At 64.1% G+C, this 12,416-nt stretch carries 11 protein-coding genes and 1 tRNA gene; 7 read left to right on the top strand and 5 right to left on the bottom strand.

Annotated elements, in window-relative coordinates; all coding sequences use genetic code 11:
• The first annotated feature begins 124 nt into the window (after positions 1–124).
• The 3 genes from LB545_RS11245 to LB545_RS11235 all read left to right on the top strand — a co-directional run bounded on the left by LB545_RS11245 (position 125) and on the right by LB545_RS11235 (position 1,112).
• The gene (locus LB545_RS11245; protein ID WP_140494922.1) at positions 125–469 is read left to right on the top strand and encodes a VOC family protein; all 345 of its coding nucleotides are present in this window, start codon (positions 125–127) and stop codon (positions 467–469) included.
• Positions 470–602: 133 nt separating this feature from the next.
• Positions 603–677, top strand: a tRNA-Gln gene (locus LB545_RS11240).
• Between the two features lie 66 nt (positions 678–743).
• Positions 744–1,112 carry a VanZ family protein gene (locus LB545_RS11235; RefSeq protein ID WP_140494924.1) on the top strand — a complete coding sequence of 123 codons (369 nt, stop codon included), beginning with the start codon at positions 744–746 and terminating at the stop codon, positions 1,110–1,112.
• A 78-nt stretch (positions 1,113–1,190) separates the two neighbouring features.
• Here LB545_RS11235 and smc read toward each other — a convergent pair whose 3' ends face one another.
• The 3 genes from smc to LB545_RS11220 form a co-directional block, all read right to left on the bottom strand.
• Positions 1,191–4,649, bottom strand: a complete 3,459-nt coding sequence (smc, locus tag LB545_RS11230; RefSeq protein WP_224705027.1) for a chromosome segregation protein SMC — start codon at positions 4,647–4,649, stop codon at positions 1,191–1,193.
• Between the two features lie 114 nt (positions 4,650–4,763).
• On the bottom strand, positions 4,764–5,507 hold the full coding sequence (locus LB545_RS11225; protein WP_140494928.1) for a DsbA family protein: 744 nt from the start codon (positions 5,505–5,507) through the stop codon (positions 4,764–4,766).
• A 142-nt stretch (positions 5,508–5,649) separates the two neighbouring features.
• The gene (locus tag LB545_RS11220; RefSeq protein ID WP_140555929.1) at positions 5,650–6,150 is read right to left on the bottom strand and encodes a DUF721 domain-containing protein; all 501 of its coding nucleotides are present in this window, start codon (positions 6,148–6,150) and stop codon (positions 5,650–5,652) included.
• Positions 6,151–6,400: 250 nt separating this feature from the next.
• Between LB545_RS11220 and mutY the strand changes: the two genes are divergently transcribed.
• Both mutY and LB545_RS11210 read left to right on the top strand, forming a co-directional pair.
• Entirely contained in the window at positions 6,401–7,471 is a 1,071-nt protein-coding gene (gene mutY, locus LB545_RS11215; RefSeq protein WP_411971080.1) for an A/G-specific adenine glycosylase, read from the top strand.
• On the top strand, positions 7,464–8,075 hold the full coding sequence (locus LB545_RS11210) for an HAD family hydrolase (RefSeq protein WP_140494934.1): 612 nt from the start codon (positions 7,464–7,466) through the stop codon (positions 8,073–8,075). Before mutY ends, LB545_RS11210 begins: the two co-directional genes overlap by 8 nt.
• 66 nt (positions 8,076–8,141) lie before the next feature.
• Here LB545_RS11210 and LB545_RS11205 read toward each other — a convergent pair whose 3' ends face one another.
• Positions 8,142–9,275 carry a site-specific DNA-methyltransferase gene (locus LB545_RS11205; protein ID WP_140494936.1) on the bottom strand — a complete coding sequence of 378 codons (1,134 nt, stop codon included), beginning with the start codon at positions 9,273–9,275 and terminating at the stop codon, positions 8,142–8,144.
• 165 nt (positions 9,276–9,440) lie between these two features.
• Here LB545_RS11205 and LB545_RS11200 point away from each other — a divergent pair, with 165 nt between their 5' ends.
• Positions 9,441–10,130 carry an HAD family hydrolase gene (locus LB545_RS11200; RefSeq protein WP_224705025.1) on the top strand — a complete coding sequence of 230 codons (690 nt, stop codon included), beginning with the start codon at positions 9,441–9,443 and terminating at the stop codon, positions 10,128–10,130.
• 29 nt (positions 10,131–10,159) lie between these two features.
• On the opposite strand, the gene LB545_RS11195 is transcribed toward LB545_RS11200, so the two are convergent.
• Positions 10,160–10,885: a hypothetical protein gene (locus LB545_RS11195; RefSeq protein WP_140494939.1), complete on the bottom strand. Its 726-nt coding sequence runs from the start codon at positions 10,883–10,885 to the stop codon at positions 10,160–10,162.
• A 128-nt stretch (positions 10,886–11,013) separates the two neighbouring features.
• Between LB545_RS11195 and thrC the strand changes: the two genes are divergently transcribed.
• A complete protein-coding gene (gene thrC / locus LB545_RS11190) occupies positions 11,014–12,411 on the top strand; it encodes a threonine synthase (RefSeq protein WP_140762695.1) in 1,398 nt (465 codons plus the stop codon).
• Positions 12,412–12,416 lie beyond the last annotated feature (5 nt).

Here is a 12,416-nt window from a genome sequence, read left to right as displayed (position 1 = left end):
GCGAAAGGCAAGGCGTCGGCAAAGCCGTTTGGCCGCTACAATCGATTAAGCAAAAGCTGCGGCAAAAGGACTTGCCAGTGCAACGGTCCAAGACTAGAACATACAGGGAACGAAGAGGTGCATCATGAAGCTCACCGGAAAACTCGACTATCTGGAACTGCCGGCAACCGGCGCGACGCTGGACAGTGTGAAAGCCTTCTACAGCGCCGCCTTTGCCTGGTCGTTCACCGACTATGGCCCGACCTATTCGGCCTTTAGCGAGGGACTGGACGGCGGTTTCCAGGCCGACAGCGGCGACGCCACCGCCAAGCCGTTGCCGGTGCTCTATTCCCAGGATCTGGAAGAGACGCTGGCCGCCGTCGAGAATGCCGGCGGCACGATCATCAAACCGATCTTTTCGTTTCCGGGCGGCAGGCGGTTCCACTTTGCCGACCCGGCTGGAAACGAGATGGCGGTGTGGGGAGAATAGGCGGCACGACCGGCGCATGAGACGACCGTCGCCAACGGAGTCGTGGATCAGCAGGAAAGTCGCAATCTCCAGGCATTGAGCTTTCCACCGGCACAGCCTATAAGGCCGCGCGCAGTCGACGCATGTCAGCTGCTGGGGCGTCGCCAAGTGGTAAGGCATCGGTTTTTGGTACCGACATTCCCAGGTTCGAATCCTGGCGCCCCAGCCAAGCGCGCAAGGTCCGTTCCGGACACATAGGTTACGGTTTATACCGGAGACATGTTGTTGGAGCAGAATGAGAATCTATTCCGTCGCCGAGCGGATTGCCTTTGTCGTCACGCTCCTGGCCGTCCTCGTTCTCGCGCTGCTGCCGGCACATCGCCTCAAGCAATTCGGAATCGATATCGGCTTCCATTATGACAAGCTCAATCACGCCAGCGCATTCGCCGTGCTGGCTTTCCTGGGCAGCCTCGGCTGGCCGCGGCACAAGCCGGCGCTGATCGTCTTCCTCGCCTTTGTCGGCGCTGCCATAGAAATTCTCCAGGGCACCACGGCGATAGGCCGCGATTTCGACGTGCTCGACTGGGTTGCCGATTGCATTGGCATTGCATGCGGTCTGCTGGCCGCGATCTGGGCGACCTGGATCGTGCAACGCGCAAGGTGAGAAGAAGCCGAACCGACTGCCTTACCGCGAAAGACAACGCTCAAAATCAGGCTTCAGCACGGCACGTTGAAGGTGAAGTCAGCTTGCCTCGCGCATGGCTTCGGCTGCCTGCAGATCGACCGAAACGAGCTGGCTGACGCCCTGCTCGGCCATGGTCACCCCGAACAGCCGGTCCATGCGCGCCATGGTGATCGGATTGTGGGTGATGATGACGAAGCGCGTCTCGGTGGTCTTGGCCATCTCGTCCATCAGATTGCAGAAGCGTTCGACATTGTGGTCGTCGAGCGGCGCATCGACCTCGTCGAGCACGCAGATCGGCGCCGGGTTGGTGAGGAACACGGCGAAGATCAGCGACATCGCCGTAAGCGCCTGTTCGCCGCCGGACAGCAGCGTCATGGTCTGCGGCTTCTTGCCGGGCGGACGGGCAAGGATTTCAAGCCCCGCCTCAAGCGGATCCTCGGATTCGATCAGCTGCAATTCCGCCGTGCCGCCGCCGAAGAGATGCGAAAACAGCCGCTGGAAATGGCCGTTGACCACGTCGAAGGCCGCGAGAAGCCGCTCGCGGCCCTCGCGGTTGAGGCTCTGGATCGCTTGCCGGAGCTTGCGGATCGCCTCGATAATGTCCTCGCGCTCCGAGACGATGGTCTCCAGCCGGTCCGAAAGCTCCTTCTGCTCTTCCTCGGCGCGCAGGTTAACGGCGCCGAGCCGCTCGCGCTCGATCTTCAGCCTGTCGAGCTGGCGCTCGATCTCGGCCATTTCGGGCATCGGATCGTCCGCTTCCAGCCCGGTATGGCGGATGACCAGATGTGGCGGCGTGTTCAGCGTCTCCTGGATGCGCGCCTCGACCTCCAGCCGGCGCTCGTCGGCTGCGGTCAAGCGCTCCTCGGCGCGGACACGAGTCTCGCGCGCCTCGGCCAGCGACTGGATGGCGCCGGTGGCCGCCTTGTCCAGTTCGGCCTGCCTGTTCTCCGCTTCCTGCAGACGGTCGGCTGCCGCCTTGCGCAAGGTCTCGGCTTCGGTGAGCTGTGACAGCAAGGCGCGCCGCTTGGCATCGATCTCGTCGGGTGCGTCGGCCAATCTCTCGCGTTCGGCCTCGGCCTCTGACTTGCGTTCGCCCAGCGAGGCGATCTGCGTCGAAGCGTTCTCGGCGCGCTCCAGCCAGTTGCTGCGCTCGGCGCCGATCGCATCGAGCCGGCGCGAACGCGCCTCGGCCTCCCGCCGCAACCCTTCATGGACGGCACGCGCATCGGCGAGCGTGGCGCGGTCGCGGGCGACATTGGCCGAGGATTGCTCGAGCTGTATCTGCAGGTCGCCGAGATCGGGCGCGTCCTGCAGCAGCATTTCCGCCTCGGCAAAGGCGGCCGAAGTTTCTTCATGACTGTCGACAATACGGGCGCGGGCCTCGTCCAGGGCGGCGCGCCGGCTCGCCAACTCGCCGCCGGCCTTTTCGGCTTCGGCCAGCGCGTTGCGGGCGGCGTCCAGCCCGTGCTGGGCGTCGCGTCCGGCCTGACGCGCGGCGCGCTCGGCCTCGCTGGCCTCGCGAAGCGACTGTTCGGCCTGTGCGAGCACCGCCTCGGCCTCGCGCAGCACAAGCGTCGCCTGCACCGCTTCGGCATCGAGCTCGGCCAGCCGGTTCTTTTGCGCCAGGCGTTGCGCGGCCGCGGTCGGCGCGTCGGCGCTGGCGGTCAGCCCGTCCCACCGCCACAGCGCGCCCTCAGGGCTGACCAGCCTCTGGCCGGGCGCGAGCAGCCCTTGCAGGCGGCGGCCGTCGGCGGCTTCGACAATGCCGATCTGCGCCAGCCGGCGGGCAAGCTGCGCCGGGGCACGCACCACGCTGGCCAGGCTCTTGATGCCTTCGGGAAGCGCGGCGTCACCGGTCTGGATCGCGCTCTCGCCCCAATGCACCGGGGCGCTGCGGTCGAGCGGTACGTCAAGGTCCTCGCCGAGGGCGGCGCCCAAGGCGGTCTCATAGCCGCGCTCCACGCTGATCTGTTCCAGCACGGACGGGAAAAGATCGCCGCTGGCGGCGTTCAGGATCTTGGCCAGCGTGCGGGCTTCGGTCTCGATGCGCGCCAGTTCGGCCCTGGCGTCCTGCAATGGCGGGCGGGCGGCATTTTCGGCGGCGCGCGCCTCGGCGACCGCCTGTTCGGCGGCAATCGCGCCGGCTTCGCTCTCTTCCAGCCGCGCCAGCGCGTCTTCGACCAGAAGTTGCTTCTCGGCCGGGTCGGGTAGGCCCGCGACCTTGGCGAGGATTTCCGACAATTCGCGGTCGACATCGGCGAGTTGGCGGGCGAAACGGTCCCGACGCTCGGCGGTCTCGCGCAGCGTCCGCTCGACCTGATTGCGCGAAGCGGCGGCCTCGGCCCGCTCGGCGGTAAGTGCTGCAAGCCTGGCTTCGCTCTGCGAGAGCGTCGCGGCTGCCTGTTGGAAGGCGGCGCGGGTGGTTGCTTCACGCTCGGCCGCGCCGCCATTTTCGGAGTTGAGCGCTGCTTCCTCGGCGCGCAGGCGTTCCAGGATATCCGCATTGTCGCGCACCATGCGCTCCTCGCGGGCGATGTCACCGTCGAGCTGCTGGAGCCGGCGCTCGAGTTCCGCCTGACGGGCGCGGATGCGGCCGGCTTCTTCCTCGATCTGCGATCTGGCGATCGACAGGCGCTGGAAGGCCGCGGCCGCCGCAGCTTCGGCGTCACGCAAATCGGGCAGCCGATGCGCGCCGATACCTTGCTCCCTGGCGGCCGCCATCTGGGCGGCGGCGCGGTCGCCAACCAGGGCGGTGGCGACGGCCAGCGCCGAACGTGCCTCGCCTTCCTGGGCCTTGGCCAGCGTCCAGCGCAGATGGAGCAGCGTCGCCTCGGCCTTGCGGATGTCGGCCGACAGGTTCTTGAAGCGGGAGGCCTGGCGTGCCTGGCGCTTCAGGCTTTCGATCTGGCTTTCCAGCTCGCCAACGACGTCATCCAGGCGCTCGAGGTTCTGCTCGGCGGCCTTGAGCCTGAGTTCGGCCTCGTGGCGGCGCGTATGCAGGCCGGAAATGCCGGCCGCTTCTTCCAGCAGGGCGCGGCGCGCCTGGGGCTTGGCCTGGATCAGCTCGCCGATGCGACCCTGGCCAACCATCGAGGGCGAACGCGCGCCGGTCGACTGGTCGGCGAACAGAAGCTGCACGTCCTTGGCGCGCGCTTCCTTGCCGTTGATACGGTAGAGCGAGCCCGCCTCACGCTCGATGCGGCGCGAGACCTGCAATTCGTCGGCGTCGTTGAAGGCTGCCGGCGCCGAGCGATCGCTGTTGTCGAGGAACAACGTGACCTCGGCGGTATTGCGTGCCGGGCGCGTGCCCGAGCCGGAAAAGATCACGTCGTCCATGCCGGACGCGCGCATGTTCTTGTAGGAGCTTTCGCCCATCACCCAGCGCAGCGCCTCGACAAGGTTAGACTTGCCGCAGCCGTTCGGCCCGACAATGCCCGTCAGGCCGCGTTCGATCACGAACTCGCCTGGTTCGACGAAGGATTTGAAACCGAGGAGGCGAAGGCGCGAAAACTTCATTCACGCCGCCCTGAAAGCGACTTTTGCGAAAACGCGCCGCGGGTTTGCGGCGGCGCGCAGCACGGCCAAAGGCCACGCATGCCGAAGCGCTGCCGCTTCGGCATCGCCAAGACGTCAGAGCTGAGGGTCGATGATGGCCGACATTTCCTCAATCGACATCGCCCCTTTGTAGGTCTTTCCGTTGATGAAGAAGGTCGGCGTCGAGTCGACCTTGAATTCGTCGGCGCCGCGTTTCTGGACCGCCCTCACATCGTCCAGAAGTTTCTGGTCCGTCAAGCAGGCTTCGAAGGACTCCTGTGTAAAACCGGCGAGCTTGGAGATTTGCAGCAGCGCATCCTTGGTGTTGGACACGCCCACCCAGTTCGCCTGCTGCTTGAACAGGACATCCACCATCGGGAAGTAGTTGTCCTTGGCGCAGCGCGCCAGCATGAAACCGGCCTCGGCGCTCGGATCGAACGGGAATTCGCGCAGAATATAGCGCGCCTTGCCGGTATCGATGTATTTCTTCTTCAATTCCGGAAAGGTGGTTTCGGCAAAATGCGCGCAATGCGGGCAGGTCATCGAGGCGTATTCGACGATCGTGACCTTGGCGTCGTCCTTGCCGAGTTGCTTGTCGGGCAATGCGCCGGGCTTAAGCAGTTCGGCCATGTCGACGGTGCCTTGAGCCTCCGGCGCCTTGACGGCGGCCGGCGTGGCCGATGTCGCGGGTGCGGCGGGAGCGGCAGGCTTCACATCGGCCGCCTTGGCTTCCTCACCAGAGTCGCTGCATGCCGCAAGCACGGCCACCACCGGAATGGCGGCCAGCGAAGACAGCAGGTTTCTGCGGGACAAGCTTTTGCCGAACGGAGGACGGTTCATACGAATCACCTGACAGGGGTTGGATTTTGCAACGCAAAGGCACGAAAAGGCGAGAGTTGGCGCGAATTAAGGCATCGCCGTCCCCAATCCAATCGTGAAACTTGAAGCTTATAATCACGAAATCGCGAGATTGGCGACGGTGCTATGACTTTCTTTGTCCCAGAATAGTGGCGCCGAGCCGCTCCAGAGAGGCACGCAGGCCATCGTCTTCTATCTTGCCGACGATGTGCGACAGTCTTGATTTTTCCGCCTCATTGAGAGGCCTGACGGGTGGTTTCGGCCGCGCCTTTTCACTTAGAACCGGCTTCTGCACTATCCTGATGCGGCCGATGGCCGTGAAGCCGAGAAATGCATTGACGCGATTGATGATCTCGCCGGCCTCATGCTGCAGATGGAGCGCCGCCATGCCCTCGCAGGCGATCACCAGCACGGCCGGCTCGAACGGGTCGTCTTCGTGCAGCCGCCGAGGCCACTGGATCTTTTCAGGGCGCGAATGGCCGGCCAGGCGCGAACCGGCAATCTCTTCCCACGACTGGACCAGGCTGACCGAAATGCCCGCCCGCTTGCGCAGCACCGGGTCGAGGATCGCGGTGGCGAGATCGCTCACCGGAACGGGATTGCCGAAGGGCCTTTTCCCTGCCATGTGCGTTCTCCAGCCACCACCTCCACTCTTCCCGGCCGAGGCCGATACGAGATCAATGGCACCGCACGAGCAGACCCGCAAGGCCATATCAGAGGACAGCAGCAGCAAAGCTGCGTCTAGTGACAGCAGCAAAGCTGCGTCTAGTGACAGCAGCAAAGCTGCGTCTAGTGACAGCAGCAAAGCTGCGTCCGGGGACAGCAGCAGAGCTGCGTCCGGGGACAGCAGCAAAGCTGGCGATACCGCATCCCGCCTGCTCGCATGGTACGACGTGCATCATCGCGAGTTGCCGTGGCGCGTGACCCCGCGCGACAATGCCCGTGGCGTGCGGCCCGATCCTTACCGGATCTGGCTGTCGGAGGTCATGCTGCAGCAGACCACGGTTGAAGCCGTGAAGGCCTATTTTCGCGCCTTTGTCGAGAAATGGCCTGATGTCGCGGCGCTGGCGGCGGCGCCCGTCGAGGACGTGATGAAAGCCTGGGCAGGGCTCGGCTACTATTCCCGTGCCCGCAATCTCAAGGCCTGCGCCGATCTGGTGGCCGGGCGCGACGGCCGGTTTCCGGATACGGAAGCCGGCTTGAAGGAATTGCCGGGCATCGGCGCCTATACTTCGGCGGCGATCGCGGCGATCGCTTTCGACCGGCCGGCTGCCGTCGTCGATGGCAATGTCGAACGTGTCGTGACCCGCCTGTTCTCCATTGCCACGCCGCTCAGCGAAGCCAAGGCCGACATTCGCGCCCGTGTCGAGCGCATGGTTCCCACGACGAGGCCCGGCGATTTCGCCCAGGCGATGATGGACCTCGGCGCCACGATCTGTACCCCGCGCCGACCGCGCTGCATGCTTTGCCCGCTGCGCGAGGGCTGCAGCGCGGTCGTTTCAGGCGATCCTGAACAATATCCCGTGCGCCTGCCCAAGGCCGACAAACCGCTGCGGCGCGGCGCAGCCTTCGTCGCCGTGCGAAGCGACGGTGCCATTCTTCTGCGCAAACGCGCCGACAAAGGGCTGCTCGGCGGCATGACAGAGGTGCCGACGACCGGCTGGACGGCGCGGCTGGACGGCGCGACCACAGCGGCGGCCGCACCCTTTCCCGGCGACTGGCGACAAGCCGGCCGGATCGCGCATGTCTTCACCCATTTTGCGCTCGAGCTCGAAATCTTCCTCGCCCGAAGCACCGGCGAGACGCCCGCCGGGCATTTCTGGTCGCTGCCATCGGACATTTCGGGTGAAGCGCTGCCCACTGTCATGAAAAAGGCAATCGAGGCTGCGATACCCGGCGCGACGAAAAAGCCGTCACCGAACAGTGCAAAGAGGTCCCATGACTGAAATCCGCCACATCGTGTTCGACATCGGCAAAGTGCTGATCCACTACGATCCCAATATCCCGTTCAGCCGGCTTATTCCCGATGCCGAGGAGAGAAAGTGGTTCTTCGACAATGTCTGCACGCATGACTGGAACATCGAGCAGGACCGCGGCCGGACATGGGAAGAGGCGGAAACGCTGCTGATCGCGGACCACCCGGATCACGCGGAAAACATCCGCAATTTTCGCCGCCACTGGCACGACATGGTGCCGCATGCCTATGACGACAGCGTCGCCATCATGGTCGGCCTGATCGACAGCGGCCACGATGTCACCATGCTGACCAACTTCGCCGCCGATACGCTGGCCGAAGCGCGCAAACGCTTCGATTTTCTCAATCGTCCGCGCGGTGTCACCATTTCGGGTGAGATCGGCAAGATCAAGCCGGATCGCGACATCTACGACCATCACGTCGCCGCGTTCGAGCTCGAACCGTCCGCGACGCTGTTCATCGACGACAGCCAGAAGAATGTCGACGGCGCCAAAGCGGCCGGCTGGCAGGCAGTGCTGTTCACCGATGCCAAGACACTTCAAGCAGACCTTGAGCGGCTCGGAATCAAGGCGTGATTTGAATCGCTTCCAGTACTTCGTTGAGACTTTGAACCAACGCCAAGGCCGCGGCAATCGGCAGGGTCAGCCCCCTGCCCTTTCCATGCCGAGACGCGCGATGCGACGCAGTTCGTCGATCGGGGTCAGGCCGCCGCTGCGCTCATAGTGCCAGAAGGTCCAGCCGTTGCAGGCATCCAGGCCCTGAACTTCGGCGCCGATCTTGTGGATCGATCCGGCACTGTCGCCGATCGCCACCGTGCCATCGGCGCGAACCTTGGCCGCCCAGCGCTTCTTGGCGTCGTAGAGCGTAGCACCGGGCGTCACCAGCCCGGTGTCGATCAGGCTGACGAAGGCGACGCGAGGCTCGGCGCGCTTGCCAGTGAGCAGGGTCAGGTCCGCGCCGTCGAGCGGCCGCACCGCGTCGATGCGTTCATTGGCGGCGTCGATATAGGCCTGCTCGCGCTCTATGCCGACAAAATGCCTGCCAAGGCGCTTGGCCACCGCGCCTGTCGTGCCGGAGCCGAAGAAGGGATCGAGCACGACGTCGCCGGGCTTGGTCGAGGCCATCATGACGCGGGCGAGCAGCGCCTCCGGCTTCTGCGTCGGGTGCAGTTTATCGCCATTGTCGTTCTTCAGCCGCTCGCCACCGGTGCAGATCGGGAACAGCCAGTCGGAACGCATCTGTATGTCGTCGTTCGACGCCTTCAACGCTTCGTAGTTGAAGGTATAGCCCTTGCCCTTCTGGTCGCGGGAGGCCCAGATCATCGTCTCATGCGCGTTCTGGAAGCGGCGGCCGCGAAAATTCGGCATCGGGTTGGTCTTGCGCCATACGACGTCGTTGAGGATCCAGAAGCCGAGGTCCTGCATCTTGGCCCCGACCCGGAAGATGTTGTGATAGGAGCCGATGACCCAGATGGTGCCGTTGGGCTTCAGCACCCGGCGCGCGGCCAGCAGCCAGGCGCGCGTGAAGGCATCGTAGGCCTCGAAGCTCTCGAACCGATCCCAGTCGTCGTCGACCGCGTCGACCTTGGATTGGTCGGGCCGGTGCAGGTCGCCGTCGAGCTGCAGATTGTAGGGCGGATCGGCGAAGATGACGTCGATGCATTTTTCGGGCAGCCGGTCGAGCGCCGCGACGCAGTCGCCCTTCAGGATCGTGTCCAGCCATTCGGATTGCTGGGGAGCATGGGAAAGCTCGTCGACAAGACGCACGGCTGACATTTTTACACCCAAGGCACGCGTTACTGTTTACTCCCGGTTATGGTTACCGATCAGCGTAAATATTCGGTGAAGGGCAGCGATCGGACGCCGCCGGTTTGCGCCGACGTGCCCGTTGGTGTATGCCGCGCCGCCTGAAGCCTGCCCGTTCTCATTGCCCGGATCACCATGCCCCAGCCAGACCTTGTCATCTTCGATTGCGACGGCGTGCTCGTCGATTCCGAAATCATCGCCGCGCGCGTCGAGGCCGAGCTCCTGACCTTGTCCGGGTACGAAATCTCGGCCGAGGAGATTGCCGAGACTTATGCGGGGCTGACGTTCAAGGACATTCTGATGCGGGTTGAGGAGAAGTCCAACATCCCGTTCCAGGTTTCGCTGATCGATCGCGCCGAAGAGCTGGTCGACCGGAAACTGCGCAGCGACGTTCGTGCCATCGAGGGCGTGCGCGAAGCGGTCGCCTCGGTGACGGCGCAACGTTGCATCTGCTCCAACTCACGCTCGGAGCGGATAGAATTCATGCTGGAGAAGGTGCATCTGCTGCCATTCTTTGCCGGGCGCATCTTCTCCGCGATGGAGACGCCGACCGGAAAAACCAAACCGGCTCCGGACGTGTTCCTGTTCGCCGCCGAAAAGCTCGGCGCCCATCCGGCAAACACTTTCGTCATCGAGGATTCCGTGCACGGCGTCACCGGCGCAAGGTCGGCAGGACTGCGTGTCATCGGGTTCACCGGCGCCGCCCATAGCTATCCCGGCCATGCCGATGCGCTGACGGAGGCGGGCGCCGAGACGGTGATCCGCCGCTGGGCGGATCTGAGCGGCACGCTGGCCGCCCTATCAGAATGGTCGGCGGACGCGTGAGCGTCCGCATCAAGAGCACCGCCGTGAATTTAGTTGGTCGCGGCGGCTTTCTTCCTGTTTTTCTTCGATTTGTCGGTCGCGGCCTTCGGCGCATTTTCATCATAGCCGGCATAGGCCTGATAGTCCTGCGCCGTCGGCGCTGGCACCACGATGTTGGAATCGGTGAAGACGAACTGCGTGGCGACCGAGGGATCGGTAACCTGGACTTGATATTGGTGGATCTGCGAATAAAGCACCTCGGTGCCATGCATTACCGCGGTGCGGATCGGCATGGTGATGGTGCCGGGCGTGAATTTCGGCCCTGGCACGATCTTGCCGGCGACGGCGATCTTCATCGTCAGCTGTCCGTCGGCGCGGCTGCAATCGCGGGTCACGTCGCTGATCGAGGCCTGATAAATGACCCTCGCCGAATCGTCCGGCGGAGTAGCAGCGGCAGCATCGGCCGCAGCCTGGGCCGCGGCATCCTGCGCGGCGTCGCCGGTCTTCTTGAGCTTGGGCCTGGGCTTCCGGGCTTCGTTGGCGTAGGTGTTGAAGAATGCCGTGCCGTCGCGAAGCATCACCCTCGGGCAATAGGCATTCAACTGGCTGGCCAGAATCTTGGGGTCCTGCGGCGGCGGTGGCGCGGTCGGGTCCTTCTTGCCAAAACCCAGGTTCAGCATACCGTTGTCGCCTGATTGGCAGCCGGCGGCGGCAAGCATAAAGCCGGTGAGCGCAAGACCCGCGAAAAAGCGACCGCTGAATGTATGAAACGCCATGAAACTGCACTTCCCTCTCGCAAAGCTGGTGACGTATATCAACCGCGCGGCAAAAATGCGACTGAGCCAGCGTAGAAATTAACCACCTTGCGTGGGTCGAAAAGCCAAGCAGCAACGGAATTGTGACGATGCAATATGTGAGTACCCGCGGCGAGGCGCCCGCGCTTGGGTTTTGCGATGCCGTCCTGACAGGCCTGGCACGCGACGGCGGGCTCTATGTGCCGCGCCAGTGGCCGCAATTCTCGATGGCCGAGATCCGCGCCATGCGCGGCCTGGCCTATCCCGAGCTGGCCATCCGGGTGCTGTCGCCGTTCCTTGGCGACGAAATCCCGGCTCCCGTGTTCGAGCGTCTGGTGCGGGAGGCCTATGCCACCTTCCGCCACGAGGCTGTCTGCCCGCTGGTCCAGACCGGCCCCAACGCTTTTATCCTCGAACTCTTCCATGGACCTACGCTCGCCTTCAAGGACGTCGCGATGCAGTTGCTCGCCCGGCTGATGGACCATGTGCTCGCCGAACGCAACCAGCATGCCACCATCGTCGGAGCCACATCGGGCGACACCGGCGGAGCAGCGATAGACGCCTTCGCCGGGCGCAGCCGCACCGACATCTTCATTCTCTTCCCGCATGGCCGCGTGTCGCCGGTGCAGCAACGGCAGATGACGACATCGAAGGCTGAGAACGTGCATGCCCTGGCGATCGAAGGCAATTTCGACGATTGCCAGGGCATGCTCAAGGACATGTTCAACGATCACGGCTTTCGCGACCGTGTCTCGCTGTCGGGGGTGAATTCAATCAACTGGGCCCGCATCATGGCCCAGATCGTCTATTATTTCTCCTCGGCCCTGTCGCTCGGCGCGCCCGATCGCCCCGTCTCCTTCACCGCGCCCACAGGGAATTTCGGCGATATCTTTGCCGGCTACGCCGCCAAAAAAATGGGCCTGCCGATCGATCGGCTGGTCATCGCCACCAACGACAACGACATACTGGCACGCACTTTCGCGACCGGCGAATACCGCACCAAGGGCGTGTTCGCGACCACCTCGCCTTCCATGGACATTCAGGTGTCGTCGAATTTCGAGCGCCTGCTGTTCGAGGCGTCGGGCCGCGACCCGGCGACCGTGCGGCGCTACATGGCCGGGCTCAAACAATCCGGCGCCTTCACCATAGAAGCCACGGAAATCGCGGGGATGCGAGCCGAATTCGATGCCGGCCGCGCAGATATGGACGAGGTCGCCGCGACGATCCGCTCGACGCTCGCGGCCAGCAACTACCTGCTTGATCCGCATACCGCGGCAGCCGTGCATGTCGCGGCCGGCAAGGCTTCGAATGCCGTGCCGATGGTGGTGCTGGGCACCGCGCACCCAGCAAAATTCCCGGCCGCCGTCGGGGCCGCCAGCGGCGTGTTACCCGCGCTGCCCGCATGGCTAGGTGGGTTGATGACATCGGAGGAAAAATACACGGTACTTCCATCCGACCTGAAAATGGTGGAAGATTACGTCAGCCGCCGTGCGCGAGCGGCGCGTTAAGGAGT

Origin of the sequence: Mesorhizobium sp. BR1-1-6 (assembly GCF_020165355.1) — a bacterium.
Lineage (GTDB): Bacteria > Pseudomonadota > Alphaproteobacteria > Rhizobiales > Rhizobiaceae > Mesorhizobium.
This window is presented reverse-complemented; position numbering and strand designations above follow the sequence as displayed.

Bases quoted from the DNA above. Each gene is read 5' to 3' on its own strand.
- LB545_RS11220 (WP_140555929.1), bottom strand. From the start codon at position 6,150: ATGGCAGGGAAAAGGCCCTTCGGCAATCCCGTTCCGGTGAGCGATCTC.
- LB545_RS11245 (WP_140494922.1), top strand. From the start codon at position 125: ATGAAGCTCACCGGAAAACTCGACTATCTGGAACTGCCGGCAACCGGC.
- smc (WP_224705027.1), bottom strand. From the start codon at position 4,649: ATGAAGTTTTCGCGCCTTCGCCTCCTCGGTTTCAAATCCTTCGTCGAA.
- LB545_RS11225 (WP_140494928.1), bottom strand. From the start codon at position 5,507: ATGAACCGTCCTCCGTTCGGCAAAAGCTTGTCCCGCAGAAACCTGCTG.
- LB545_RS11205 (WP_140494936.1), bottom strand. From the start codon at position 9,275: ATGTCAGCCGTGCGTCTTGTCGACGAGCTTTCCCATGCTCCCCAGCAA.
- LB545_RS11200 (WP_224705025.1), top strand. From the start codon at position 9,441: ATGCCCCAGCCAGACCTTGTCATCTTCGATTGCGACGGCGTGCTCGTC.
- LB545_RS11195 (WP_140494939.1), bottom strand. From the start codon at position 10,885: ATGGCGTTTCATACATTCAGCGGTCGCTTTTTCGCGGGTCTTGCGCTC.
- LB545_RS11235 (WP_140494924.1), top strand. From the start codon at position 744: ATGAGAATCTATTCCGTCGCCGAGCGGATTGCCTTTGTCGTCACGCTC.
- thrC (WP_140762695.1), top strand. From the start codon at position 11,014: ATGCAATATGTGAGTACCCGCGGCGAGGCGCCCGCGCTTGGGTTTTGC.
- LB545_RS11210 (WP_140494934.1), top strand. From the start codon at position 7,464: ATGACTGAAATCCGCCACATCGTGTTCGACATCGGCAAAGTGCTGATC.